We start from the raw sequence: 25367 nt of genomic DNA, 5'->3' as shown, positions 1-25367 counted from the left end.
CCCCCATGGATCAGTTCATCAACCGCCGCGAAGCCGTCGTCACCGAGGCGATCGACGGCATGCTGCAGCTGTCGGGTGGCAAGCTCAAGCGCCTCGACGGCTACCCGCACATCCGCGTCGTGGTGCGCGCAGACTGGGACCGCTCCAGGGTCGCGCTCGTGTCGGGCGGCGGCTCGGGGCATGAGCCTGCACACGCCGGCTTCGTCGGCCCCGGCATGCTGACGGCCGCCGTTTGCGGCGATGTCTTCGCATCGCCTTCGGTCGACGCGGTGCTGGCCGCAATCCTCTCCGTCACCGGCTCGGCCGGCTGCCTGCTGATCGTCAAGAATTACACCGGCGACCGCCTCAACTTCGGCCTTGCGGCAGAGCGGGCCCGTGCGTTCGGCCACAAGGTCGCGATGGTCATCGTCGACGATGACATCTCGCTGCCCGACATTGCACAGGCCCGCGGTGTCGCCGGCACGCTGTTCGTTCACAAGATCGCCGGTGCGATGGCCGAAGAGGGTGCCGCGCTGGACGAGATTGCAGATGCCGCGACGCGCGTGATCGACCGCGTTGCCTCCATCGGCATGTCACTCGACACCTGCGCCGTGCCCGGAAGCCCGAAGGACGCCCGCATTCCGGAGGGCAAGGCGGAGCTTGGCCTTGGCATCCACGGTGAGGCGGGGATCGAGCAGGTCGCGTTTTCGGGTGCCGAGCCTGCCGTTGCCATGATGGTCGAGCGGCTGGAGCCGCACCTTGGCGACGGCGCGCACGTGGCGCTCCTCAACAATCTCGGCGGCGCCACGCCGCTTGAAATGTCGGTGCTCGCCCACGAGCTCACCCGCTCCGCAATCGGGACGCGTCTCAGCGCAATCATCGGTCCGGCACCGATAATGACCTCGCTCGACATGCGCGGCTTCTCGATCTCCGTGTTCCCCGCAACGGAGGCCGAACTGGCGCTCCTTGTCGCGCCGACGCCGCTCGTCGCCTGGCCGGGCGTCAGCCCGGTGGGTGCGATCGAGACGCTGCCGCTGCCGGGCGGGCTGACCCCGATCCGGCCGGGTGCCTCGGCCCATCCCGGCCACCGCGCGCTCATCGAGCAAAGCTGCGCCCTTTTCATCGCCGCCGAGCGCGACCTCAACGCCCTCGACGCGCACACGGGCGACGGCGACACCGGGTCGACGCTCGCCACCGCCGCCCATGCGTTGGAGGACGCGCTCGACAACATGCCGCTGGCCGACCTCACCCAGCTCTTCCGCGCCATCGGCATGGAACTCAGCCAGGCGATGGGCGGCTCCTCGGGCGTTCTCCTGGCGATCTTCTTCACCGCGACCGGCGACGCCTGCGCCAAGGGCGAAGATCCCATCGATGCCCTCCAGGCCGGGCTCCGGCGCGTGCAGGAAGTCGGCGGGGCGAACCCTGGCGACCGCACCATGATCGACGCTCTTGCCCCGGCGCTGGATGCGCTGCCGCAAGGCGTCGACGCGGCGGCCCGTGCCGCCCGTGAAGGTGCGGACGCCACGGGCTCCATCACCCGCGCGCGCGCCGGCCGGGCAAGCTATCTCGCCGCCGACAAGCTCTCCGGCCATAACGACCCGGGCGCCGAGGCGGTGGCTCGCCTGTTCGAAGGCCTCGCCTGACCGTCGCACCTGCCGGCGACGCAACATCGCAGGCAGGATGTGCCGCAAGCTCGGGAACCGGCGACACATCGCAACCCGCCGGCAGCGCCAAGCCGCGGGCGACCTCGCAATCATCGTGATCGCGTTTACGAAGGCGTCCTTGATCTAGTCTCTGCGGCTGACCGCAATGCCGTCGCCGTCGCGCATCAGCACCACATCAGCGCCGGCCTGAAGGGTCGTTTCCGGCGAAACGCTGCCGTCCGGCCATGTGATCCGGACCGTCACGCCGGGCGCATCGCCAAGGCCCACATACACCGGGCCGGCAATGCCGCCGCCATGGCCGCCGCCCACGGTCAGCTCGCGGCTCATGGCGGTTCCGTCGCGGATCACGTCCACGAAGGCGCCGATCGCGAACGGGTTGGCCCCGCTCTGGCGCGGCGTGATGGCGACGGAGCGCCCGCCCGGCCCGGCGCTGCGATAAAGCTCCAGCGGCGCACGGCGGTTGACCACAACCAGATCCAGCGCACCGTCCCGGTCGAAATCGGCGAGCGCGGCGCCGCGGGCGCGGGCCGTGGTGGCAATGCCGGCACGGTCCGCCGCTTCCTCGAAGCGGCCGTCCTCGCGCTGCAGCAGGAGGTTGTTGGGGTCGGCGATGGCGTTGGTGGGCATCTGATCGACATTGCCCTTGGCGATAAACAGATCGGAGAGGCCATCATTGTTCACGTCGGCGAACTGGGCGTGCCACCCGGTTGAGGGCCGGCCGTCGTCTCCGAAAAACGGGCGTTGGGCGAAGGTGCCGATCTCGAAAGGCGCCATCTCGTAGCCGTCCGGCCCGGCAATCATCATCAGCTGGTCGCCCATGGAGGTGAGGACCACTTCGGGGAGGCCATCGCCGGTGAAATCCTCGCTGGCAATGCCCATGCCCCAGATGGAGAGCCTGTCCCACCCGTCCGCCGCCGTCAGGAAACGCGCGCCCGGCATTTCCAGCATCTGCTCGCTCCCGCCGCGCACATAATAATGGCGGTCGTTGGACAGGCGCAGGTCCGCCCGGCCGCGGCGGCGATAGTCCGAAAACAGGATGGAGAGCGCGCAGTAGCCGGGCGTGAGGATTTGCGGCGGGCCGTAACCCTCGCCCGACGGCCGGAACAGCACATTGTCGTCGCACGCCTCGAAGGGGCCGGCAGGGTCGTCCCGGTCCACATAGTTGCCGATGGCGAGGGTGGGCCATCTGGCGTCGGGCTCGAAGGTGGCGGAAAACGCCGTGCTCCAGGCGTTGCCGCGCGCAAACGACCACGCGTCCGACGCATCGCTGAATGTGCAGTCACCGGCGCCGCGCAGAAGCGCGTTCGGGCCGACGCGGGTGAGTGCGAGGTCCAGCACGCCGTCGCTGTCGATGTCGACGGGCCAGAGGCCGGTGACGCGAAGGTCTGCCGGCAGCGGGGCGCCGGCGCCGAACACAAGACGGCCCGGCTCCGAACGGTTGATGAAGAGCCGCGCGGGGTTGGTGCCACCGGCGGCCACAAGGTCGAGCCGGTTGTCCCCGTTGCAGTCCAGAACCGCAACGCCGCCGCCCACATAATGCTCCCAGTCCCCATCGTAGACATGGGGCGGACCGGGGAGTGCGGCGCTGGCGTCCACAAAATCCGGCACGGCAGGGCCGGCGAGCGCAGGCGTTGCGGCAAGGATGAGCAGCAGGGCCGCCCCCCTCACGCCGCGCGTGCCTCGCCCACAAGCTGCGCGGTGAGAACGGACAGCGCCATGGCCCCTGCCCCGCGCGCCCACACCATGTCGCCCCACGCATTCACCTCCACGCGCGGCGTGCGGCCGGTGTCGAGGGTCAGGGCGCGCATCTCGGCGATCACGTCGTTGGCGTACAGCGTTTCGAAACGGACCTGCCCGCCGGCCAGGATGATCAGCGACGGGTCGAACAGCTGCACGATGTTCGAAAGCCCCATGGCGAGATGCCGCCCCGCACGCGAGAAGATCGACCGCGCCGCCGCGTTGCCGCTCTCCGCCTCCTGAAACAGGTGGCTGAGCAGCGCGCGGGGGCTGATTGCGGTGTCCCGGTCGCCGTGGAGCGCGGTGCGCGCCTCCCGCACGAGGGCATAGTCCGCCACATAGGCTTCGAGGCAGCCCCGCTGGCCGCAACGGCAAAGCGCCCCGTCCAGCGACACCTTGGTGTGGCCAAGTTCCAGCCCGAAACCGGAGGCACCGCGGAACAGCCGGTTGCCGATGACGAGCCCCATCCCAAGCCCGTGCTCGATGGTGACGAGCACGAAATCGCCCATCCGCCGGCCCGCACCGAACCAGAGTTCGGCAAGGGTGAGAACGTTGGCGTCGTTGTCGAGCACCACCTGCATGCCAAGGCGCTCGGCCAGCATCGCGCCCAGCGGAAGGTCGCGCTCGGTCAGAAGCGGCGACCACATGACATGTCCGTTTTCGTACGCCACGGTGCCCGGCAGGCCGAGCCCAAGCCCGTGCAGCGCGGCGCGCGGCAGGCCCGCTGCGGCCAGCGCCTCGTCCAGCAGCGCCTCCACTTCGCACATCACCTCTGCGCCACTCTTGCGATGGACCGAGACCGGAAGCGTGCTCTCACCCAGGACGTTGCCCGCAAAGTCGAGGATGACGGCCGTGTGGAGATCGTCGGAAAGCTTCATCCCGGCAACCGCGTGGGCGCCGGGCGCCACCGCCAGCGACACCGGAGGGCGGCCGCGGATGGTCTCGTCGCGCGCCGTCTCAACCTCCGCAATCAGCCCCTGCGCAATGAGGTCGCCCGCCACCGCCGTGACGGATGCCGGCGAGATGCAAAGCTCGCGCGACAGGTCGACGCGACTTGCCCGCCCCGCGGCACGAAGATGCTCCAGGAGGCGGTGCCGGAGCGGCCGCGTTTCCGATGGCGACGGCAGCAGCGGCCCGCAACCAGGCGCGTCCGCACCGCCCGGCCCCGCGCCACCTGCCGCGTCTCGTTGCATTGTCTCGCTCACATTCCGCCCTGTCCCGGCCTCTGGCGACCGTATTTTTGGCAACGTTAGGGGGCGGGACGCAGCCATGCAATTTTATTTTGACAGATGAAATAAATGGCGCCAGTGTCACCGCAACGTCAATAAACGAGCAACGCCCCAGCATTGGGGCGATGGGAGGACCTTTATGCTGAAGACCGTTTTGGCCGCCGCAATGGTGGCCAGCTTCTCCACGGCTGCGTTCGCGCAGACCGTTGGTGTTTCCTGGTCCAATTTTCAGGAAGAACGCTGGAAGACCGATGAAGCCGCAATCAAGAGCGCGCTCGAAGCCGCAGGCGCCGAGTATATTTCGTCGGACGCACAGTCTTCCTCGTCCAAGCAGCTGTCCGATATCGAGTCGCTGATCGCACAGGGTGCGAACGCGCTGATCATTCTGGCGCAGGATTCGCAGGCGATCGGCCCCGCCGTTCAGGCCGCAGCCGACGAAGGCATTCCCGTGGTCGGCTATGACCGGCTGATCGAGGACCCCCGCGCCTTCTACCTCACCTTCGACAACGTCGAAGTCGGCCGGATGCAGGCCCGCGAAGTGCTGAAGAATGCCCCCACGGGCAACTACGTGATGATTAAGGGCTCCCCCACGGACCCGAACGCAGACTTCCTGCGCGGCGGTCAGCAGGAAGTCCTGCAAAGCGCCATCGACGCCGGTGACATCACCATTGTCGACGAGGCCTATACGGACGGCTGGCTCCCCGCCAACGCCCAGCGCAACATGGAACAGATCCTCACCGCGCAGGACAACAAGGTCGACGCCGTTGTCGCATCCAACGACGGCACCGCCGGCGGCGCTGTCGCCGCGCTGACCGCACAGGGCCTCGACGGCATCCCCGTCTCCGGTCAGGACGGCGACCATGCCGCCCTCAACCGCGTGGCCAAGGGCACGCAGACCGTGTCGGTCTGGAAGGACGCACGCGAATTGGGCAAGGCTGCCGCCGAAGCCGCCGTCGCGATGGCAAACGGCACCGCGCTTGCGGAAGTTGAAGGCGCCGAGCAGTGGACTTCGCCGGCCGGCACCGAGCTGTCCGCCCGCTTCCTCGTCCCCGTCCCGGTGACGGCCGACAACCTCGACGATGTTGTCGACGCCGGCTGGATCGACAAGGAAACGCTGTGCCAGGGCGTCGAGAACGGCCCCTCGCCCTGCAACTGAGCCGCTGACTGACGATACGACCCGAGGGCGGCGCGACGAGATCGCGCCGCCCTTTCCCCCACCAGCCTGACCGGGACGCCCCATGACCGACACCGCCCAGCAGGCGACCGCGCCGCAGCGGACCTCGCTTCTCAAGCAGCTTCAGATCGACACCCGCCTCCTCGGCATGATTGGCGCCTTCGTGGTCCTCTGCCTGGTGTTCGACTTCATCACCGACGGGCGGTTCCTCACCCCCCGCAACATCTTCAACCTCACGATCCAGACCGTGTCCGTCGCCATCATGGCGACCGGAATGGTGTTCGTGATCGTGACGCGCCACATCGACCTTTCGGTCGGCTCGCTGCTGGCCACCTGCTCTGCCGTCATGGCCATGATGCAGACGGCGATCCTGCCCGAATGGCTCGGCCTCGGCATCGGTCATCCCGCCGTGTGGATCATCGCGATCCTGGCCGGCCTCCTCGTCGGGACCGCCATCGGCGCCTTCCAGGGCACGCTTGTGGGCTATCTCGGCATCCCGGCATTCATTGTCACGCTGGGCGGGCTTCTCGTCTGGCGCAACGTTGCCTGGTATCTGACGGACGGGCAGACCATCGGCCCGCTGGACGAAACCTTCCTCAAGTTCGGCGGCATCAACGGCACGCTGGGGCCGGATCTGTCGTGGATCTTCGCGGCCGTCGCTTCCATCGCTGCGATCCTGCTTCTTCTCCAGTCCCGCCGCGCGCGGACCAAGCATGACTTCCCCGTCAAACCGCTGTGGGCCGAAGCCGTGATGTGCGTGATCGCCGCCGGTGCCATCGTCGGCTTCATCGCGATCCTCAACGCCTACCAAATCCCCGTCGGCCGGGTCCGCCGGATGTTCGAGGACGGGCAGATCCCCGAAGGCTTTGCACCCGGCTACGGGCTTCCCATCTCGGTTCTGGTCCTCATCGGCGTTGCCGTGATCATGACCATCCTCGCCCGCCGCACCCGCTTCGGCCGCTATATTTTTGCAACTGGCGGAAATCCCGACGCGGCCGAGCTGTCCGGCATCAACACCCGCCTTCTGACGGTAAAAGTGTTCGCGCTGATGGGGGCGCTGTGCGCGCTGTCGGCGGTGATTGCATCGGCCCGCCTCGGCTACCACACCAACGACATCGGCACGCTCGACGAGCTGCGCGTGATTGCCGCCGCCGTCATCGGCGGGACCGCCCTGTCGGGCGGCATCGGCACAATCTACGGCGCCATTCTCGGTGCACTCATCATGCAGTCGCTCCAGTCGGGCATGGCGATGGTGGGCGTTGATGCGCCGTTCCAGAATATCGTCGTCGGCAGCGTCCTCGTTCTCGCGGTGCTGATCGACATAATCTACCGCCGCCGCTCGGGGGTCAGCTGATGACTGCGACCACAACCGCCACTCGCCCCGCCCCCGCCCGCAAGGGAGAGACGCCGCTGGTCGAGATGAAGAACATCCGCCTTGCCTTCGGCGGCGTGAATGCCGTCGACGGCGTTTCGGTCGACCTTTATCCCGGCGAAGTGGTCGGCCTCCTCGGCCACAACGGCGCTGGCAAGTCGACGCTGATCAAGATCCTGTCCGGCGCCTACAATGCGGATGCGGGCGAGATCTTCGTCGAGGGCAAGAAGGTCAGCATCGAAAGCCCGCGCGATGCCCGCCGGCACAACATCGAGACCATCTACCAGACACTCGCGCTCGCCGATAACCTCGACGCCGCATCCAACCTCTTCCTCGGCCGCGAGCTGACGACGAAGCTCGGCTTCGTCGACGACGCGCGAATGGAGGCGGAGACCGCCAGGATCATGGCGCGCCTCAACCCCAACTTCAAACGCCTGTCGGAGCCGGTGAAGGCGCTGTCGGGCGGGCAGCGGCAGTCCGTCGCCATCGCCCGCGCGGTCTACTTCAACGCCAAAATCCTGATCATGGACGAGCCGACGGCAGCGCTCGGCGTTCACGAGACGCAGATGGTCGCCGAACTGGTGGACGAGCTGAAGAAGCAGGGCCTCGGCATCTTCCTCATCAGCCACGACACCCGCGAAATGATGGCGCTTTGCGACCGCGTCGCTGTTATGAAGAACGGCAGGCTCGTCGGTATGGAGCGGGTCGAGGACGTGACGGAGGACGACATTCTTTCAATGATCATCATGGGCAAGAACCCCCTGAGGGACCGCTAGCGTGTTCCTCGGGATCGACCTTGGCACCTCCAGCGTCAAGGCACTTCTGATCGACGAAGCGCAGGCGATCGTCGCCGAGGCGACCGCTCCGCTCACCGTCTCCCGGCCCCATCCGGGCTGGTCCGAACAGGCCCCGGCCGACTGGATCGAGGCGACCAGGGCCGCGCTCACCGCCCTTGGCGCCAAGACCCCGCTGGACGGCGTCAAGGGCATCGGCCTTTCCGGCCAGATGCATGGCGCGACGCTGCTGGACAAGGCACACGACGTCCTGCGCCCCTCGATCCTGTGGAACGACACGCGCGCCGGCGCCGAAGCTGCCGACCTGTCGTCCATCCCGGGTTACGCGCAAAAGGCGGGCAGCCTGATCTTCGCCGGTTTCACCGCGCCGAAGCTGGTGTGGGTCGCCCGCAACGAGCCGGACCTCTTCAAGCAGACCGCACTCGTCCTGTTGCCGAAGGACTATCTCCGCCTCTGGCTGACCGGCGAGGCCGTCTCCGAAATGTCGGACGCCTCGGGCACGGCGTGGCTCGACGTTGGCGCCCGAAACTGGTCGCCGGAGCTTCTGTCCGAATCCGAGCTGTCCACCGACAACATGCCCCGCCTTGTGGAAGGCAGCGCAACCTCCGGCACGCTGCGCGCCGAAGTCGCCAGCGAATTCGGCCTGCCGGCGGGCATTCCCATCGCGGGCGGCGGCGGTGACAATGCCGCAGCCGCCATCGGCATGGGCGTGACCCAGCCGTCCACCGCCTTCGTGTCACTGGGCACGTCCGGCGTGGTGTTTGCGCCAGCCGCCAATTTCAGCCCCATGCCGTCCAGCGCAACGCACACCTTCTGCCACGCGCTGCCGGACCTGTGGCACCACATGGGCGTCATCCTTGCCGCCACCGATGCGCTCAACTGGTACGCCAGCCTGACCGGCGCCGACCCTGCAACGCTGACCGAAGGCCTCGGCCCGCTCCAGCCACCCGGCCGCGCAATGTTCCTCCCCTACCTTGGCGGCGAGCGCACCCCCCACAATGCGCCCGACGCGCGCGCGTCCTTCATCGGCCTTGGCCACGAAGTGGACCGCGCCGCCGGTGCCAGAGCCGTCATGGAAGGCGTCGCCTTCGCGCTGCGCGATTGCGCGGAAGCGCTGTCCGCCTGCGGCACGCACCTCGACGAAGTCATTGCCGTCGGCGGCGGCTCCCGTTCCCGCTACTGGCTGGAGCTGATCGCCACCGTCCTCGGTGTGCCCGTCAACGTTCCTGCGGACGGTGATTTTGGTGCAGCGTTCGGCGCGGCCCGTCTCGGCGCGCTGGCCGCCGGCGCAGACGTGAGCATCGTCACCCCACCGGCGATCCAGGAAACCATCGCCCCGTCCAACGCCCTCTCCGGCGCCTTCGCGGATGCCCACCACCGCTACAAGGCGACGTACAACGCACTGGAAGACCTGTCATGAGCCGCTTCTTCGAAGGCATCGAGCCGCTTTCCTTCAAGCCGGATGCCGGCGACGAACTGGCCTTCCGCCACTACGATGCCGACGAGACCGTCGGCGGCAAGCGGATGGAAGACCAGCTGCGCTTTGCGGTCGCCTACTGGCACTCCTTCGCATGGCCCGGCACCGACCCGTTTGGCGGGCAGACCTTCGAGCGCCCCTGGTTCAACGACACGATGGAAGGCGCCAGGGCCAAGGCCGACGCCGCGTTCGACATGTTCGAGATCCTCGGCGTCCCCTATTTCTGCTTCCACGACGCCGACGCCCGGCCCGAAGGCGCCAACTTTGCCGAGACCACGCGCAATCTCGAAGAGATCGTCGACGTGTTCGCGGCCAAGATGGAGAGCGCCAAGGTGCGCCTCCTTTGGGGGACGGCCAACCTCTTCTCGCACCGGCGCTACATGTCGGGCGCGGCCACCAACCCGGACCCGGCCGTCTTCGCCTACGCCGCCGCAACGGTGAAGAACTGCATGGACGCCACCCACAAGCTCGGCGGCGAGAACTACGTCCTGTGGGGCGGCCGCGAGGGCTACGAGACCCTCCTCAACACCGACATGGGGCGCGAGCTCGACAATCTCGGCCGCTTCCTCTCCATGGTGGTCGACTACAAGCACAAGATCGGCTTCAAGGGCACGATCCTGATCGAGCCGAAGCCGCAGGAACCCACCAAGCATCAATACGACTACGATGTCGCGACGGTGTACGGCTTCCTCCAGCGCCACGGCCTTGAGAACGAGGTGAAGCTCAACATCGAGCAGGGCCACGCGATCCTCGCCGGTCACTCGTTCGAGCACGAGCTGGCGCTCGCCAACGCGCTCGGCATCTTCGGCTCCATCGACATGAACCGCAACGACTACCAGTCCGGCTGGGACACCGATCAGTTCCCCAACAACGTGCCCGAGGTCGCGCTCGCCTACTACGAGGTGTTGAAGGGCGGCGGCTTCAAGACCGGCGGCACCAACTTCGACGCCAAGCTGCGCCGCCAGTCGCTGGACCCGGTGGACCTCATCGCAGGCCACGCCGGTGCCATGGATGTCTGCGCCCGCGGCCTGAAGGCAGCCTCGAAGATGCTGGCCGACGGCGCCCTGGAAGACGCCCGCGCAAAACGCTACGCCGGCTGGACCGAGGGCTGGGCCAAGGCGATGGCCGACAGCGATCTTGAGAGCATCGAAGCAATGGTGCTGGAGCAGGAAATGGAGCCGCAACCCCTGTCTGGCCGGCAGGAGATCCTGGAAAACATCGTCAACCGCTACGTCTGATCCCGTCTGACCTGCTGCAGTTCCGAGGACCGTGGCGGCGTCAAGCGCCCACCCGGAGCCACGCACAGCCCTGAAGGGGCGAGCATGGCGAGGACGGGTGCTTGATGCCGTCAGGGTCCGACCCAGCCTGCCGATGGTTTGCAAGGTTCTTCACCTTGCAAACCTGCCTGCCGGCGAGGTGGAGAGGAGCGCGAGGAGGGGAACCCCTCCTCGCTGCAGCCGTCCCACGGTCATCCGTGCCAGAGCGAGCCCCGCAACCCGGCCCCGCCCCTCAGGTGCGCCAGGCAAGGAGCCTGCGCTCTGCCCGGCCGATCAGCCAGCTCACGCAAAGGCCGATCACCGAGAGCATCGCAACGCCCGCGATCAGCTGATCGAGCGCAAACAGCGACCCCGCCATCAGAATGTACGCGCCAATGCCGTATTCGGCGCCGATCATCTCGGCCGCCACAAGCAGGATGATGGCAATGGACGCGGATATGCGCGCCCCCGAGAGGATCGCCGGCAACGCGCCCGGCAGGATGATCTTGCGCACGATCGACACCCACGACAGCCCGAACGACTGGCCCATGCGGATCAAGGTGCGGTCCACCCCGTCGACGCCGCTATAGGTGGCGATGACGGTGGGAAAGAACGTCCCGAACATGATGGTCGCGACCTTCGAGCCCTCGCCGATCCCGAACCAGATGATGAAGAGCGGCAGGAGCGCGATCTTGGGGATCGGAAACAGCGCCGAGACCAGCGGCGCCACCCCGGCGCGGACAACCGAGAACAGCCCGATCAAAAGCCCCAGCGTAACGCCGGCAAAGGTGCCGACGGTCCACCCGATGGCAAGGCGCGAGAGGCTCGCCTCGAGGTGCCGCCACAACATGCCGGTCTCGATGAGGTCGCCCAGCGCCTTCAGCGCCTCGGACGGCGCGGGCAGCGCAATGTTGCTGATGACGCCCGTGCGCGAGCCGAGCTCCCACACCGCCAGCAGCACCAGAAACACCAGAGGCCCGGCAAGCAGCATCGGGCGGGCGCGAAAACCGCCACCGCGAAACGGGACTTCGCGGCGCGTCGCAGCCGCCTCGGGGGTGCGCTCAAGCATCCAGCAACTCCCGGTCCGCGGCACGGGCCTCTTCGCGCATGAGGTTCCACAGGCGGCGTTCGATGGGGGCAAGTTCGGCGATCCGCTCGGCGCGCTCGGCAAGCGGCATGTCGATCTCGACAATGTCGCGGATGGTGCCGGGGCGGCGGGAGAGCACGATGATCCGGTGGCCAAGCCTCACGGCTTCGGCAAGGTTGTGCGTGACGTAGCAGGCGGAAAACCGCTCGCGGGACCAGAGGTCGACGAGATCGTCGATCAGGAGTTCGCGGGTCTGGCTGTCGAGCGCGGACAAGGGCTCGTCCATCAGCATCACGGCGGGGCGGACGGAGAGCGCGCGCGCAATGGCGACACGCTGCTTCATGCCGCCTGAAAGCTGGCGCGGCCAGGCGCCGGCAAAATCGGTGAGCTTGGTGCGGGCGAGAACGTCGGCAACAATCTCGCGGCGCTCGGCGGCGGACAGCTTGCGGTCCTCCAGCACCAGCGAGACGTTGCCTTCGGCCGTCCGCCACGGCAGCAGCGCAAAATCCTGAAAGACGTAGGTGACCGGGTTGAGCGAATTGGCGGGCGCGTCGCCTTCGGCCAGAACGCGCCCCTCGGAAGCGCGCTCCAGCCCGCCAAGGAACCGGAGCAGCGTGGACTTGCCGCACCCGGAGGGGCCGACAACAGCCACGATCTCCCCCGCGTCGATGGCAAACGAGATACCCGAGAGCACCGCCGTGTCGCCATAGCGGTGCGTGATGTTGTCGGCGATCAGCTTCATCAGTTGGTGGTCACGAACTGCGTGTCGACGAGATCGTCCATGGTGACGCCCTCCGGAACCAGCTTCTCCGCCTTGAACCATTCAAGCTGGTCCTCGACGCTCTCGACGTTGAGCGCAGCGCCTTCGTTGATGCGCATGGCACCGGCGCGGATCCGCTTGTCGGCCTTGTCGAGCGGCATGTCGGCATAGACGTATTCGTGGACGATCTTCACGATTTCCGCGCTGTCCGCATCGCTCATGGTCTTGTCGACAAAGGCGGCGTTGTAGTCGGCAATGCCCTTGGAGAGGCCGGCGAGGAAGCGCTTCACCAGATCCGGGCGGTCTTCCACGTTGGCGGTGGAGGTGAACACCGTCGTCACCTGATAGCCCGGAATATAGTCGGAGATCTTGCCGATCTCGACCACGTCGCCACCCGCCGAAATGGCGCTCGCAATGTTGGGGACAATGGACCAGGAATCGATCTGGCCGGACTTCAGCGACGCGATCACCGCCGGCACCTTCTGGAGCGGAACGATGCGGAAATCGCCGGTCTTCAGCCCCTCGGCCTCGCCGACCTTGCTGGCCATGTAGTGGAAGGAGGAGCCCGCCGTCGTCACGCCGAAGCGCTTGCCCTTGAGGCCGGACGGATCGGTAAAGCCGGCATCATAGGCGGCCTTGGAGGCGAGAATCTTCTGCCCCTCCACGTCGTCCGTCTCCATCAGCGCGCCGCCGATGACCTTCACCGCGCCCTTGTCGGCAAGGCTGACGAGGCCGCCGGAAATGGCGGTCATGCCGAAGTCGATGTCGCGGGAAGCAATCGCCACCGCCATCGGCTGGGCGGCCTGGAACGGCACGAAGGTGACGTCGAGATCCTCGTCCGCGAAATAGCCCTTTGCCTTGGCAATCATGGAGGGCGAGTGCGAGGCGAAGCGCAGGATGCCCACCTTGATCTCGTCCGCCGCCGATGCCGCGCTTGCGCCCAGCGCCACCATTGAAGCGACCGTTGCCGCCGCGAGTAGCCTCTTTGCGAGTGCCATTGTCGTTCCTCCCTCTTCGATTCGTAAGGCGTGATAGTCAGGCGGCCTTCATAGCCGTCCTGCACGCGGCAGGCGAGCCGCTTTGCAAAAAGCTGGAACGCGGCGCCGGGCCTAGCCCGTGGCGCCCGGCCAGGTGTCGCTGACCCTGTAGCCGCCGGGCCACGGGTCATCGGGGTCCAGCATCAACTGGTGGGTTCCGGTGACGAAACCGCGCCCTGTTACAGTCGGCACGATGGCAGGCAGGGCGCCAACGGTCGCGCGCGACTCGATCCGCCCGTAGAAGCGCGATCCGATGAGCGAGACGGTGGTCAGCCGGTCGCCGACGTCCATCATCCCGCGGGCGGCAAAGCGGGCCATGTGGGCCGAAAGAGCCGTGCCGGTGGGCGAGCGGTCGATCTTGCCGGGACGGATGGCGCAGGCGTTGACCATCTCCGGCCCTTGCGCAGTCTCGGTCAGCGGGCCGCAGAAGACTGTGAACGAGATGTGCCGCCAGTCCGGCTGCTCGGGGTGGTGGAACCCCAGCGCCTCGGTGGCGGAGGCGGTGATCTTCGGCCCCAGCGCGGCCAGATCGCGCGCCTCGTCCGCCGTCAGCGCGAAACCCAGAGCAGCAGCATCGACCATCACAAAACTGTCGCCGCCATAGGCGGTATCGACGGAGAGTGTGCCAAGGCCCGCCACCTCCAGCGGGGCATCGAGCCGGGTGGCAAACGATGGCACGTTCTCCACCGTGATGGCCTCGGCCTTGCCGCCCCGGCAGCGCGCGCGCACTGCCACAAGCCCGCCCGGCGCCTCCAGCACGAAGCGCGTTTCGGGCTCCGTCATGGGGACAATTCCGGTGTCGAGCAGCACCGTCGCGACGCAGATGGAGTTGGACCCCGACATTGGCGGCGTGTCCGCCGGCTCCATGATGATGAATCCCATGGCCGCGCGCGGGTCCTTCGGCGGCACCAGAAGGTTGACGTGGCGGAAGACCCCGCCCCGCGGTTCGTTCAGCACAAAATTGCGCAAGGTCTCATCGGCCGCGATGAAGCTGCGCTGGTCCCACAGCGTGTCGCCCGGCGGCGGGGCGACGCCGCCGACAATCACGTCGCCCACCTCCCCCTCGGCGTGGCAGGAGACGACGTGGATGGTCTTTGTGGTACGCACCTAAAGGATCTTTTCCAGGAACTCGCGGGTTTCCGGCTCGCGGGGGTTGGCGAAGAATGCGTCCGGCGGCGCGGTCTCGATGATCCGGCCGCCTGCCATGAACACCACGCGGTCGGCCACCTGCCGGGCAAAGCCCATCTCGTGGGTGACGCAGATCATCGTCATGCCCTCGGCGGCCAGCGTGCGCATGGCGTCGAGCACCTCGCCGATCATTTCGGGGTCCAGTGCGGAGGTCGGCTCATCGAACAACATGATGCGGGGCGCCATGGTCAGCGCGCGGGCAATGGCGACGCGCTGGCGCTGGCCGCCGGACAGCTCGTCGGGAAATTTTTGGGCCTGATCTTCGATGCGCATGCGCTTGAGCTGCGTGAGGGCGGCAGCCTCCGCGTCGGCCCAGCTCTTGCCGCGCACGCGGACCGGGGCCAGCGCGCAATTCTTCAGCACCGAGAGGTGGGGGAAGAGATTGAACGACTGAAACACCATTCCGACCTCGGCGCGGATCGCCTGGATCGCGTCGACATCGTCGGAGAGGGTGACGCCCTCCACATTGATGCGGCCCTTGTCGTGGGTTTCCAGCGCGTTGATGCAGCGGATCAGCGTGGACTTGCCGGAGCCCGATGGTCCGCACACCACCAGCACCTCGCCCTCGGCCACCTCGAGCGAAACGTCCGATAGCGCGTTGAAGTCTCCGAACCGCTTGGAGACGGCATGGAGCGCGATTGCCGGCCTATCCACGAGCGGTCAACCGCGCACGGCGCTCCAGATAGGCGCCGTAGCGCGACAGGCCGAACACGAACACGAAGTAGACCAGCGCCACAAACACATAGACCTCGACATAGTAGGCCCCCCATTCGCCCCGCCCGACGGCAGCGGAGGCGGACGCCGTCACCTCGAAGAAGCCGATGATGGTGACGATGGAGGTTTCCTTGAAGGTGATGACCACCTGATTGATGGTCGCCGGCAGCGAGGCGCGGAAGGCCTGCGGCAGCAGAATGTCGAACACGCGGGCCGAGTAGGACATGCCGAGTGCGGCCGCCGCCTCCTCCTGCCCGCCGGGGATCGACTGGAGCCCCGAGCGCAGGATTTCGGCCTCGTAGCAGGCGAAGAACAGCGCGAACGCCACCACCACGCGGCCGAGCTTGTCGCCCTGGGCCCAGTCCGGCACCACAAACGGCACCACCACCGCAGCGGCAAACAGGATGGTGAGGAGCGGCAGCGAGCGCACGGTGTCGATCAGGAACGCCGCGACGGCGCGGATCACCGGAAGGTTGGAGCGGCGGGCCAGCGCCAGCGCCACGGCAAGCGGCATCCCGATCACGAACACCGCGGCGAAGATGAACACGGTGAGCGCCAGCCCGCCCCATTGCTCGGTCGTGACCAGAGGCAAGCCGAGAAAGCCGCCGTACATCAGCGCCACGAAGATGCCGAACCCGGTCAGCCAGATGGTCGGCAGTGCGCGAAGGCCCCAGAAATGCGGGACGCATGACAGGATCATGGTGACGATGATGACGAGGCAGGCAAGCGCGGAACGCCACTGCTCCTCGTAGGGGTAGAGGCCGAAGAGGATGAGGCGGCCCCGCGCATCGATCACCGCCCAGCAGGCGCCATTGGCACTGCGGCAGAGCTCGGCGTCGGCGGCATTCCAGATGGCGCCGATGAAGGCCCAGTCGACCAGCACCACCGCCAGCCAGACGACGAGCGCGCCGAACACCAGCGTGATCACCGTGTCGAACGCGTTGGAGAACAGGCGCCGCCGCGCCCATGCGACCGCCCCGTCTTCGGGCGGCGGCGGTGCGGCTGCGATGGTCTCGGTAGAGAGCGTTGCCCCGCTCATGCGCTGAGATCCTTGATCATCGGCTGGCCCCAATTGCCCGGTCCGCCATCCGGCGGGCCATCCGCGATGTAGCCGCACGCCTCATAGAAGCCGAGCGCGGTGCGCGTGGCCGTGACGTGGGCATTCTGCACGCCGGCAAAGCCGAGGCAGGCTTCCATCACCGCCAGCAGTGCAGAGCCGTGGCCTCGCCGCACATGCGCCGGTGCCACGTAAGTCAGCATGATCCCCTCGACCCGGAAGGCGCCGACGGAGACAATTTCGCCATTCTCCCAGCCAGCGAGCACGCCCAGTTCAGGGTCTTCGATCCACTTCAAGACGGTTTGCGGCGTCTTGTTGGCGGTCCAGCTTGCGACCACGGCCGGGTCGTGCCCGTGGTCGGCTTCGCAAAGGTCGGTGATCGACGCCGTCAGAAGGGCTGCAATGGCCACGGCGTCCGCCCGCTCGGCATCGACCACCCTGGCGGGTGCTCCGTCTTCAGCGGCGGCCATCAGTTGCGGCCCTTCAACGTGAGGCGACCGTTGAGAATGTTGAGGCCCGCCCCCATCGCGTAGTTGATGACGAGAAAGCCGCCCATCAGGAGCGCAAGGAGTTCCATGGTCTGGCCGGACTGGTTGATCGACGTGGAGACGACCATGAAGTAGTCCGGGAAGCCGATCGCGATGCCCAGCGTCGTCGCCTTCATCAGCCAGATATACTGGTTGGAAAGCGCCGGCAGGATCGCGCGGACAGCAAGCGGGATCCGCACGAAGCGGTTGACCTGCCAGCCGGAAAGCCCGAGCGCCCGTGCCGCCTCGACCCGGCCCTGATCGACCGAGAGGAAGCCGGCGCGGACGATCTCGCCCACATAGGCGCCGCCGAAGATGGCGATGGAGACCAGTAGCGCGAAGAATTCAGGCTTGATGTCGAACCCGCCGGCAAAGCGCAGGCCCTTCATGGCGGGCAGGGTGAAGACCGGGGCGTCCGGCGTCCGCCCGGTATAAAGGAGCGTCAGGAACAGGACGGTTGATGCGGCAATGACCAGCGCGGTCGCAGCGAGCCCGCCGATCCGGCGGGCCAAGACGACGCCCGCCACCACCAGCGCAACGAAGCCTGCGCAAAACAGCGCGATGTCGGCGCTCGACATGTCGAATGCGGGGACGATGAGGCCGCGGTTGGTGAGGAAGATGGCGCCGCCAATGTCGTAGGCTTCGCGCGGACGCGGCAGGTGCGTCAGAAGCGCGTACCAGAAAATCACCTGCAGGATCAGCGGGACGTTGCGAAATATCTCCACGAAGACCGTGCCGATGAAGTTCAGCATGAAGTTGGTGGAGACGCGCGCAAGGCCGACGGTGACGCCGATGACGGTGGCAAGCGTGATACCGAGAATGCCGACCAGAAGCGTGTTGAGGAAGCCGGCGAGCAGCATCTCCCAGTAGGGCGAGCGGTCGGAAATATCGATCAGCGAGAAGTTGATGGGCCAGCCGGTGGACCGTTCAAGGAAGCCGAAGCCGGTGGCGATCCCCTGGCTCAGAAGGTTGTGGCGTGCGGTGAGGACGAACGTCGCCACCAGCAAGATGGCGATGGCGAGGGTGGCCCCCTGAAGGAGCCACCCCCGCGCCTTGCGGTTTTTCAGCGCGCGAAGCACGTGGTCAGTCGAGCACGAGGGTGTAGAGAAGGCCGCCGTCGCTCCACAGCTTGTTCTTGCCGCGCGGCAGCTTGTAGACGGAGCCCTCGCCCACGGTGCCGTCGTAGATTTCGGCGTAGTTGCCGACGGCCTTGATCACGTTGTAGGCCCAGTCGTCGGACAGGCCGAGCCGCTCGCCGTAGCCCGGCGAAACGCCAAGGAAACGCTCCACGGATGCCGACGGCGGGTTGGCGCGGACTTCGTCGACGTTGGCCTGCGTGATGCCGTTCTCCTCGGCGAAGAGGAGCGAGTTGGTCAGCCAGTTGAGAACGTCGATGAAATTGTCGTCGCCCTGGCGTGCGGCAAGGCTCTCAGGTTCCAGCGCCAGCGTCTCGTCCATGATCTCGAAGGCATCGGGATCGGGTGCGTTGAAGCGGGTCGCGGCGAGGAACGGGCCAAAGCCGGCCAGCGCGTCGCAGCGGCCGTTGTAGAGTGCAGCGCGCAGCTCTTCGGGCTTCTCGAAGGTGAGGCTTTCGTAGCTGATGCCGCGGGCACCCATGTAGTCGGCCACAATCCGCTCGATGGACGTGCCGGCGTTGATGCAGAACACGCCGCCCTCAAGATCCGCCGTGGAGGTGGCGCCGATGTCAGAGCGGACGAGGACGTTGGTCGGCCCGATGAAGTAGGGGCGCGAGAACTGGAGGCCAAGCTCGGTGTCGCGGCTCATGGTCCAGCCGGTGACCTTGATGATCACGTCGATGTCGCCGGACTGCACCGCCGGAAAACGCTGCGCGAACGAGACCGGAATGATCTGCACCGCATCGGGCGAGCCGAGGATTGCCGTGGCGAGCGCCTTGCAGAACTCGATATCGAAGCCCGACCAGGCGCCCTTGTCGTCCACTTCGGCAAAACCGAGGTAGGAGCCGTTGTGGCCGGGGCACAGAAGGGTGCCGCGATCCATGATCTTCTGGACCGTGGGGCCCGGATCGGCCGCAAGCGCCGGCGCGGCCGACAGGCCGAGTGCCAGCGCAGCGGCGATGGTGTGTTTCAGCATGTGTGCTCCTCGTGAGAGTTTCTCGTTCTGAAAGCGCATTTATGCAGCCTCCACGCCAGAACAGTGCCGTTTGATCAATTCGCGGTAAAGCGCGCTGATTTTATCGGTCATCGGGCCGGGACCGGCGGGCATCGGCCTGTGATCGATCGAGCCCACGGGGGTCAGCCCACCGAACGAACCTGTCATGAAGGCTTCGTCGGCGCCGTAGGTGTCGACCAGCGAGTAGTTGCGCTCGAAGATCGGGATGCCGTTTTCGCGGCACAGCGAGACGACGTGGCCGCGGGTGATGCCGTTCATGCAGTAGTCGCCCGTGGAGGTCCAGACCTCGCCCTTGCGCACGATGAAGAAGTTGCACGAATTGGTTGTGTTGACGAAGCCGAACGGGTCGAACATCAGCGCCTCATCGCCGCCCGCCTTTTCGGCGGCAATACAGGCAAGGATGCAATTGAGCTTGGAGTGCGAGTTAAGCTTGGCATCCTGGGTCAACGGCAGGCCGCGGTGATGCGCAACACTCGCCAGCCGGATCGGCCGCGGGATGGACGGCTTCGAGTGCTCCACGATGATCGCGACCGTCGGCCCCTGCCGTGAGAAGCTCGGATGCTGAAAGGGCGCGGACTTTATGCCGCGCGTGACCATCAGCCGGGCATGGGCATCGGTGGTCATGCTGTTGGCAGCCGCCGTCTCGTCCAACGCGCTCTTCAGCCCGTCGCGGGTCATCCCGATGTCGAGGTCCAGCGCGAGCGAGGCTTCGAACAGGCGGTCGAGGTGCTGATCCAGAAACGCCCAGACACCATTGTGCAGGCGAATGCCCTCCCAAAGCCCGTCCCCCAGCATGAAGCCGGAGTCGTAGATCGACACGGTGGCCTCCGCCTTGGGCACGATCCGGCCGTTGAGGTAGAGCTTCAGCGTGTCGTTGCGCGGGTCTGCGGCGGCCTGGTGGGCGTTGACGGCGTTTTCCGGGCTTTCGGTCAAAACGGGGCCTTTCAGTAATATTGAGGCAATGGTGCCCATCATCTGGATACCGTTGGCACACTACCGCGACAACCGGGTGCCGGCTAACCCCAGGCGTTCGCGGCGCAGGACCGGACCCGCTGGCACGCGGTTCGCATCCTCGGGCTTCTTTTCAGGGTCAGGAGCAGGCTATTGGCAAACCATCCGCAAGTGTATGTGAACGCACGGGATCCGCAGTGCCAGACCTGAGCCGCACGCTGTGACGCAATCCGACGTGATGGTGCTGGGCGCCGGGATGGTTGGGATTTCCACAGCACTGGCGCTGCAGGCGCGCGGCCGCTCCGTGGTGCTGGTCGACCGGCGGGGGGCGGCGGAGGAAACGTCCTTCGGCAACGCCGGACTGATCCAGAGCGAAGCGGTGATGCCTTACGCATTCCCCCACGATCTGCGCGTGATCCTCGGCGTTCTGGCCGGGCGACGGACGGATGCCCGGATCGCCTGGGGCGCCCTTGGCAAGACGCTGCCCTTCCTGTTGCGCTATGCCGCCAGCAGCAGCTCCGCACGCGTGATGCGAACCGCGCGTGCCAACGTGCCGCTGGTGGGCGGCGCCATCGCGGCTCACCGCGCCCTCAGCGAGCGGGCCGGTCCCGCCGCCACCGACCTTTGGCGGGACGGTGGCTACCTCCGCCTTTACCGCAGCGAAAAGGTGATGGCGGCAGCGGTTGCGGCAGACGAGGCGGTGGAGGCGCAGTTCGGCATCCCGTTTCGTGTGCTGGATGCGCCAGCGCTCGCCCGCGCCGAGCCGCACCTTGCCCCGGTGTTCGCGGGCGCGGTGCACATGACCGGCCCCAAGCGCATCAACGACCCCGGCGCCCTTGGCAAAGCCTACGCGGCACTCTTCGAGGCCGAAGGCGGCACCATTGCCGCGGGCGACGCCACCACCCTCACCCGCAAGGACGGCCTCTACCGGGTCGCCTCGGACGACGGCGCCGTTACAGCGCGCGAGGCGGTGGTGTGCCTCGGTCCATGGTCGGACGCGGTGCTGTCGCGGTTCGGCATTTCGCTGCCGCTCGGCGTCAAGCGCGGCTACCACCGCCACTATGCCCCGAGGGGAAATGCCGTGCTCAACCATCTGGTTGCCGACGAGGCGGGCGGCTACGTGCTTACGCCCAACGCGCGGGGCTTGCGGATCACCAGCGGCGCGGAGTTTGCGCGGCGGGACGATCCGCCAACGCCGGTGCAACTGATGCGCGCCGAAGCCGATGCGCGCACGATCTTCCCCATCGGCGATGCGCTCGACGAGACCCCATGGCTTGGCGCCCGCCCCTGCCTGCCGGACCTTTTGCCCGTGATCGGCAGACTTGGGCCGGACGGGCTGTGGGGCAATTTCGGCCACCACCATCTGGGCTTCACCCTCGGCCCGGTCACCGGCGAACTTCTGGCGCAGATGCTGACGGGAGAACAGCCGCTTGCCGACCCTATGCCCTATCGCGCCGGCCGGTTCGGGCGGAGCGCCTGAGTGTCAGGCGGTGCGCCGCATTGCCGCCCGTTCGGCATCCGCGCGCTGGCGCAGATGGAGCCGGACCGCAGCCGGGCGGACCGGCAGACTGTTCGCAAAGCCGGAGACACCAAGTGCCTGATCGATGCCCGCGGCAATGGCAGCGCCGATCCCGACAATGCCGGCCGCACCAACGCCCTTGATGCCGAGCGGGTTTTGCAGCGTCGGCGCCTCTTCCGACAGGAGCACCTCCACAACGGGCCGCTCTGCCGCGGTGGGCATCCCATAGTCCGCCAGCGTCTGCGCCAGCGGATCACCTGACGGGCCCACCGGCAGCGCCGCCGAAAGCGCCCCCGCCGTGCCCTGCAACACCGCGCCCTCGATCTGCGCGGTGATGAGGTCCGGGTTGATGGCGTTGCCCACGTCGCAGGCGATGAACACCCGCGGCACCTTGATGAAGCCGGTCGCCTCGTCGATCTCCACCGCCGCAATGGCGAGACCGTGGGACGTGGTCATCCCGTCCGACAGGCACCAGCCCTCGGCCTGAAGGCCCGTGCCGTCCGGACCGGCAAACACCGTGCCGGGCGCGCAGGCCCGAACAAGCGCACCAAGTTCAAGCGCGGTGCCGAAATGCCGGTCCGCCTCGCGAATGCGGCCGGAGCGAACGGACAGCCGGTCGGCCGGCACCGCCATCATCCGCGCAGCGGCATGGACGATCTTGTCGCGCAGTGACTCCGCGGCGTACTGCGCCGCCGTTCCGGCAAGCGCCAGGCCGGAGGACAGGATGCGTGCGCCGCCCTGTCCCAGCCTGTCCGTTCGCCCGGTGGTCACGCGGATCCGGTCGAGATCGACGCCCACAATGTCGGCGACAATCTGTGCAATGGCGGTGGTGGTGCCCTGACCGAATTCGGCGGCGGCCGTCACCACTTCAAGGTTGCCGCGGGTATCGGCGGCAATGCGCACATGGTCGAACGGACCGAGATCCGACGGCTCGGTGAAAAAGGCCGTGCCGATCCCCGCAAGTTCGCCCTGACCGCGGCGGTCCTGCGCACGCCTGCGCACGATATCGAGGGAAAAGCGCTTGGTCATCTGCGCCAGAAGATCGTCATGCGCCACGCCTTCGGGGGCCACGGCGCTCTTCAGTGTCTCAACACTGCGCGCCTCGCTCTGCTGCGCGGGTGCAAGGTTGGCGCAGCGCAAAGCACACCCATCGCGGCCGATGGCGTCGGCAACGCCGTCGATCAGCCGCTCGCGGATGAAGGTTGCCTCCACGCGGCCTGCACCGCGGAAGCTACCCGCCGGCGGCTTGTTGGTCATCCGCACATGGCCCACGGCACGGTAGGCGTCCAGCGCATAGGGGCCGGGCAACATGGCGGCCACAAGGTCGGCGACCATGGTGCCTTCGGCGCGCAGATAAGCTCCCTGGTCGATCCAGAATTCCACGTCCAGCGCCAGGAAACGGCCCTTGTCGTCCAGCGCGACACGGGCGAGCGCCTCCATGCCGCGCGCCTGCGCGGCGGCGGTCAGCTGCTCGCGGCGATCCTCGATCCACCGCACGGGCCGGCCAAGGCTGCGGGCGGCATGGCTGGCCAGCATGTCTTCGGCGCAAAGCTCGCCGCGGCTGCCGAAGCTGCCGCCGGAGCGCGCGCTTTCCACTTCCACCTGCTCATCGGCAAGGCCCATCATGGTCGCAATGGCTTCACGGGTCTGGTGAATGGCGCGGCCGCCGCCCCACAGGCGCAACACCTCCCGGTCGGCATCCCATGCCGCAAGCGCCACGCGCGGCTCCAGCGCCATGGCGCCATCGCGCGCAAGGCTCACCCGCCGCTCCACCACCCGGTCCGCATTGTGAAAGACGCGGGTCACATCGCCGAACCCCTTGCGCACGGTGGCGCATTCGGTGGCCCGCAGATCGCCGGACAGGAGGGTGGCATCGGCGGTGGCGTCCAGCAGCGGCTCGTAGGGATCAATGTCGGCAATCACCAGCTCGGCCGCGTCGTCGGCAGCGCCCGCGCTCTCGGCGAACACGGCAGCAAACGGCTCGCCCACATAGCGCACGGTTCCGGCCGCCAGCACCGGCTGGCAATAGGCCTCGAACGCCTCGCTCGGCATCACCCGCACGGGGACCGGCGGCAGGACCGCATCGTCCGCCGTCCAGATGGCCACCACGCCGGGCACGCCGCGGGCAGCGTCCGCGTCGATCCGCACGATCCGGCCGAACGCCACCGGCGCACGCACAAGCCGCATGTGCAGCATGCGCGGCAGGTCGATGTCTCCGGCGTAGCGCGCGCGTCCGCTGACCGGACCACGGGCGCCTGCCGGCTGGAAGGACCGGCCAACGTGCTTCATAGAGCGTGGACCTTGAGCGCGTTGCGGGCGGTCCTGATCGCAGTTTCAATCCGGTCGTAGGCGCCGCAGCGGCACATGTTTTCCGCCACCAGTGCGGCAATGGCCGCGTCGTCCATGTCCGGTGTGCGGGCGAGCGCACCGGAGGCCAGCATCAGAAAGCCTGGCGTGCAGTAGCCGCACTGAACGGCCCCGGCCTCCACAAACGCTTCCTGCAAGGCGTTGAGCGTCACCCCGTCCGACAACCCCTCAACGGTCGCGACGGACGTGCCGTGGGCCTGCACCGCAAACATCAGGCAACCGCGGATCGGCTCGTTGTCCACCAGCACCGTGCAGGCGCCGGTGCAGTCGCCTTCGCAGCCGGCGGGCGTGCCCTTGAGGCCGAGATTGTCGCGCAGCGCATCCACCAGCGCCGTGCGCGGCTCCACCACAATCGTGTGCTCGGCGCCGTTCACGTCCAGTGTCATCTGGATGTTTCTCATGGGAGCGATGCCTCCAGGGCACGGCGGACCGTCGTCCGCGTGAGATCGCGCTTGTGGCTGATATCGTCCGGCGCGCTGTCGATCGGTGAAACCGTGTCGGCCGCAGCGTCCGCCGCCTGGCGGAACAGCCGCAGGCTCGGCTCCTGCCGCTCCAGCAGCGCCTCCACAACGGAGAGGCGGCGCGGCACCGCCTCCACCGCACCGACGCCGATCCGCACATCGCGCATGCGCGTCTCGTCCCGGTCGTAGATGCAAAGGCCGAGGGCGGCGCCATAGTGGCCGTGCCGCCGGGCAATCTTGGAGAAGCCGAAGCGCGTGGTGTCGGCCAGAAGCGGCAGTTGCACCTCCACCACCAGCTCGTCGTCGGCCATCACGGTGGTGAGGATCGTCTCGAAGAAGGCGCTTGCGGCAATGGTGCGCACACCGCGCGCCTTGGAGCGGACGATCACGTCGGCATTCAGAACCACGGCGGCAAGGCACCACTCCGATGCCGGATCGCCATTGGCGATCGCCCCGCAGAAGGTCCCGCGCATGCGCACCGCCAGCTGGCCGATGGCGGCCGACAGCTCTGCAAGAACAGCGCCCAGCGGGCTGTCCGCCACCGGCACCTCGAAGTCGACGTGTCGCATCAGCGGCGGGATGCGCAGTCGACCGCCGGCGATGGCGGGACGTTCGGCGCGGGGCAGGCGGTTGATGTCGATGAGGTGGGTCGGCCGTGCAAGCCGTGCCGTCATGGCAGGCACAAGGCTTTGACCACCGGCGATCACGCGCGCATTCGCACCATGCACGCCAAGAAGTGCGACCGCCTCGTCGATCGTCGCCGGCGCATGATAATCGAAGGCTGCGGGCCGCACGTCACACCTCCCAGGGCACTTTGAACGTCACAGACATTGAGGCGGGAGGGGCAGGCGAGGCAAGGATCAGCC

22 protein-coding genes are annotated in these 25367 nt (G+C 67.4%); 7 read left to right on the top strand and 15 right to left on the bottom strand.

The genetic code is table 11. The features are described 5' to 3' along the window. The first annotated feature begins 5 nt into the window (after positions 1 to 5). Positions 6 to 1622, top strand: a complete 1617-nt coding sequence (locus RDV64_RS12410) for a dihydroxyacetone kinase subunit DhaK (RefSeq protein WP_309195235.1) — start codon at positions 6 to 8, stop codon at positions 1620 to 1622. A gap of 144 nt (positions 1623 to 1766) precedes the next feature. Here RDV64_RS12410 and RDV64_RS12405 read toward each other — a convergent pair whose 3' ends face one another. Together RDV64_RS12405 and RDV64_RS12400 are read right to left on the bottom strand one after the other, a co-directional pair. Then, positions 1767 to 3311, bottom strand: coding sequence for a CRTAC1 family protein (locus tag RDV64_RS12405; RefSeq protein ID WP_309195234.1), 1545 nt, complete (start codon positions 3309 to 3311; stop codon positions 1767 to 1769). Next, positions 3308 to 4573: an ROK family transcriptional regulator gene (locus RDV64_RS12400; RefSeq protein WP_309195233.1), complete on the bottom strand. Its 1266-nt coding sequence runs from the start codon at positions 4571 to 4573 to the stop codon at positions 3308 to 3310. The genes RDV64_RS12405 and RDV64_RS12400 overlap by 4 nt, the downstream gene beginning before the upstream one ends. 175 nt (positions 4574 to 4748) lie before the next feature. Between RDV64_RS12400 and xylF the strand changes: the two genes are divergently transcribed. The 5 genes from xylF to xylA all read left to right on the top strand — a co-directional run bounded on the left by xylF (position 4749) and on the right by xylA (position 10664). Next, the gene (gene xylF, locus RDV64_RS12395) at positions 4749 to 5765 is read left to right on the top strand and encodes a D-xylose ABC transporter substrate-binding protein (protein WP_309195232.1); all 1017 of its coding nucleotides are present in this window, start codon (positions 4749 to 4751) and stop codon (positions 5763 to 5765) included. An 82-nt stretch (positions 5766 to 5847) separates the two neighbouring features. Next, positions 5848 to 7137, top strand: coding sequence for a sugar ABC transporter permease (locus RDV64_RS12390; RefSeq protein WP_309195231.1), 1290 nt, complete (start codon positions 5848 to 5850; stop codon positions 7135 to 7137). Next, complete coding sequence (locus tag RDV64_RS12385; protein WP_375143746.1) at positions 7137 to 7931, top strand: ATP-binding cassette domain-containing protein; 795 nt, start codon at positions 7137 to 7139, stop codon at positions 7929 to 7931. The genes RDV64_RS12390 and RDV64_RS12385 overlap by 1 nt, the downstream gene beginning before the upstream one ends. A gap of 1 nt (position 7932) precedes the next feature. Beyond that, the gene (xylB, locus tag RDV64_RS12380; RefSeq protein WP_309195230.1) at positions 7933 to 9369 is read left to right on the top strand and encodes a xylulokinase; all 1437 of its coding nucleotides are present in this window, start codon (positions 7933 to 7935) and stop codon (positions 9367 to 9369) included. Next, a complete protein-coding gene (gene xylA, locus RDV64_RS12375; RefSeq protein WP_309195229.1) occupies positions 9366 to 10664 on the top strand; it encodes a xylose isomerase in 1299 nt (432 codons plus the stop codon). The genes xylB and xylA overlap by 4 nt, the downstream gene beginning before the upstream one ends. Before the next feature lie 271 nt (positions 10665 to 10935). Here the strand turns inward: xylA and RDV64_RS12370 are convergent, their stop codons facing one another. The 10 genes from RDV64_RS12370 to RDV64_RS12325 all read right to left on the bottom strand — a co-directional run bounded on the left by RDV64_RS12370 (position 10936) and on the right by RDV64_RS12325 (position 20136). Continuing rightward, complete coding sequence (locus RDV64_RS12370; RefSeq protein WP_309195228.1) at positions 10936 to 11751, bottom strand: ABC transporter permease; 816 nt, start codon at positions 11749 to 11751, stop codon at positions 10936 to 10938. After that, complete coding sequence (locus RDV64_RS12365; RefSeq protein WP_309195227.1) at positions 11744 to 12511, bottom strand: ABC transporter ATP-binding protein; 768 nt, start codon at positions 12509 to 12511, stop codon at positions 11744 to 11746. The genes RDV64_RS12370 and RDV64_RS12365 overlap by 8 nt, the downstream gene beginning before the upstream one ends. Then, on the bottom strand, positions 12511 to 13527 hold the full coding sequence (locus RDV64_RS12360; protein WP_309195226.1) for an ABC transporter substrate-binding protein: 1017 nt from the start codon (positions 13525 to 13527) through the stop codon (positions 12511 to 12513). Before RDV64_RS12360 ends, RDV64_RS12365 begins: the two co-directional genes overlap by 1 nt. Positions 13528 to 13638: 111 nt before the next feature. Further along, positions 13639 to 14673 (bottom strand): proline racemase family protein, encoded by a 1035-nt coding sequence (locus tag RDV64_RS12355; protein WP_309195225.1) that lies wholly within the window; start codon positions 14671 to 14673, stop codon positions 13639 to 13641. Further along, a complete protein-coding gene (locus tag RDV64_RS12350) occupies positions 14674 to 15408 on the bottom strand; it encodes an amino acid ABC transporter ATP-binding protein (protein ID WP_309195224.1) in 735 nt (244 codons plus the stop codon). Continuing rightward, positions 15401 to 16507, bottom strand: a complete 1107-nt coding sequence (locus tag RDV64_RS12345) for an amino acid ABC transporter permease (RefSeq protein ID WP_309195223.1) — start codon at positions 16505 to 16507, stop codon at positions 15401 to 15403. The genes RDV64_RS12350 and RDV64_RS12345 overlap by 8 nt, the downstream gene beginning before the upstream one ends. After that, positions 16504 to 16995, bottom strand: coding sequence for a GNAT family N-acetyltransferase (locus RDV64_RS12340; protein ID WP_309195222.1), 492 nt, complete (start codon positions 16993 to 16995; stop codon positions 16504 to 16506). The genes RDV64_RS12345 and RDV64_RS12340 overlap by 4 nt, the downstream gene beginning before the upstream one ends. After that, the gene (locus tag RDV64_RS12335; RefSeq protein WP_309195221.1) at positions 16995 to 18131 is read right to left on the bottom strand and encodes an ABC transporter permease subunit; all 1137 of its coding nucleotides are present in this window, start codon (positions 18129 to 18131) and stop codon (positions 16995 to 16997) included. The genes RDV64_RS12340 and RDV64_RS12335 overlap by 1 nt, the downstream gene beginning before the upstream one ends. Positions 18132 to 18135: 4 nt before the next feature. Beyond that, positions 18136 to 19164, bottom strand: a complete 1029-nt coding sequence (locus tag RDV64_RS12330; RefSeq protein ID WP_309195220.1) for a transporter substrate-binding domain-containing protein — start codon at positions 19162 to 19164, stop codon at positions 18136 to 18138. Between the two features lie 39 nt (positions 19165 to 19203). Further along, complete coding sequence (locus RDV64_RS12325; RefSeq protein ID WP_309195219.1) at positions 19204 to 20136, bottom strand: aminotransferase class IV; 933 nt, start codon at positions 20134 to 20136, stop codon at positions 19204 to 19206. A 238-nt stretch (positions 20137 to 20374) separates the two neighbouring features. Between RDV64_RS12325 and RDV64_RS12320 the strand changes: the two genes are divergently transcribed. After that, on the top strand, positions 20375 to 21634 hold the full coding sequence (locus RDV64_RS12320) for an FAD-dependent oxidoreductase (RefSeq protein ID WP_309195218.1): 1260 nt from the start codon (positions 20375 to 20377) through the stop codon (positions 21632 to 21634). A gap of 3 nt (positions 21635 to 21637) precedes the next feature. Here RDV64_RS12320 and RDV64_RS12315 read toward each other — a convergent pair whose 3' ends face one another. The 3 genes from RDV64_RS12315 to RDV64_RS12305 are packed head-to-tail and all read right to left on the bottom strand — an operon-like array spanning position 21638 to position 25295. Then, the gene (locus RDV64_RS12315) at positions 21638 to 23962 is read right to left on the bottom strand and encodes a xanthine dehydrogenase family protein molybdopterin-binding subunit (RefSeq protein WP_309195217.1); all 2325 of its coding nucleotides are present in this window, start codon (positions 23960 to 23962) and stop codon (positions 21638 to 21640) included. Beyond that, positions 23959 to 24441: a 2Fe-2S iron-sulfur cluster-binding protein gene (locus RDV64_RS12310; protein ID WP_309195216.1), complete on the bottom strand. Its 483-nt coding sequence runs from the start codon at positions 24439 to 24441 to the stop codon at positions 23959 to 23961. Before RDV64_RS12310 ends, RDV64_RS12315 begins: the two co-directional genes overlap by 4 nt. Beyond that, on the bottom strand, positions 24438 to 25295 hold the full coding sequence (locus RDV64_RS12305; RefSeq protein ID WP_309195215.1) for an FAD binding domain-containing protein: 858 nt from the start codon (positions 25293 to 25295) through the stop codon (positions 24438 to 24440). The genes RDV64_RS12310 and RDV64_RS12305 overlap by 4 nt, the downstream gene beginning before the upstream one ends. Positions 25296 to 25367 lie beyond the last annotated feature (72 nt).

Origin of the sequence: Acuticoccus sp. MNP-M23 (assembly GCF_031195445.1) — a bacterium.
In the GTDB taxonomy this organism is placed as follows: Bacteria; Pseudomonadota; Alphaproteobacteria; order Rhizobiales; family Amorphaceae; genus Acuticoccus.
The sequence above is the reverse complement of the archived record's forward strand: the minus strand, read 5'-3'. Positions and strand labels throughout refer to the sequence as shown.

Coding starts and splice junctions, on each gene's coding strand:
- RDV64_RS12410 (WP_309195235.1), top strand. CDS start 6: ATGGATCAGTTCATCAACCGCCGCGAAGCCGTCGTCACCGAGGCGATC.
- RDV64_RS12400 (WP_309195233.1), bottom strand. CDS start 4,573: ATGCAACGAGACGCGGCAGGTGGCGCGGGGCCGGGCGGTGCGGACGCG.
- xylF (WP_309195232.1), top strand. CDS start 4,749: ATGCTGAAGACCGTTTTGGCCGCCGCAATGGTGGCCAGCTTCTCCACG.
- RDV64_RS12390 (WP_309195231.1), top strand. CDS start 5,848: ATGACCGACACCGCCCAGCAGGCGACCGCGCCGCAGCGGACCTCGCTT.
- RDV64_RS12385 (WP_375143746.1), top strand. CDS start 7,137: ATGACTGCGACCACAACCGCCACTCGCCCCGCCCCCGCCCGCAAGGGA.
- xylA (WP_309195229.1), top strand. CDS start 9,366: ATGAGCCGCTTCTTCGAAGGCATCGAGCCGCTTTCCTTCAAGCCGGAT.
- RDV64_RS12370 (WP_309195228.1), bottom strand. CDS start 11,751: ATGCTTGAGCGCACCCCCGAGGCGGCTGCGACGCGCCGCGAAGTCCCG.
- RDV64_RS12365 (WP_309195227.1), bottom strand. CDS start 12,511: ATGAAGCTGATCGCCGACAACATCACGCACCGCTATGGCGACACGGCG.
- RDV64_RS12360 (WP_309195226.1), bottom strand. CDS start 13,527: ATGGCACTCGCAAAGAGGCTACTCGCGGCGGCAACGGTCGCTTCAATG.
- RDV64_RS12345 (WP_309195223.1), bottom strand. CDS start 16,507: ATGAGCGGGGCAACGCTCTCTACCGAGACCATCGCAGCCGCACCGCCG.
- RDV64_RS12340 (WP_309195222.1), bottom strand. CDS start 16,995: ATGGCCGCCGCTGAAGACGGAGCACCCGCCAGGGTGGTCGATGCCGAG.
- RDV64_RS12330 (WP_309195220.1), bottom strand. CDS start 19,164: ATGCTGAAACACACCATCGCCGCTGCGCTGGCACTCGGCCTGTCGGCC.
- RDV64_RS12315 (WP_309195217.1), bottom strand. CDS start 23,962: ATGAAGCACGTTGGCCGGTCCTTCCAGCCGGCAGGCGCCCGTGGTCCG.
- RDV64_RS12310 (WP_309195216.1), bottom strand. CDS start 24,441: ATGAGAAACATCCAGATGACACTGGACGTGAACGGCGCCGAGCACACG.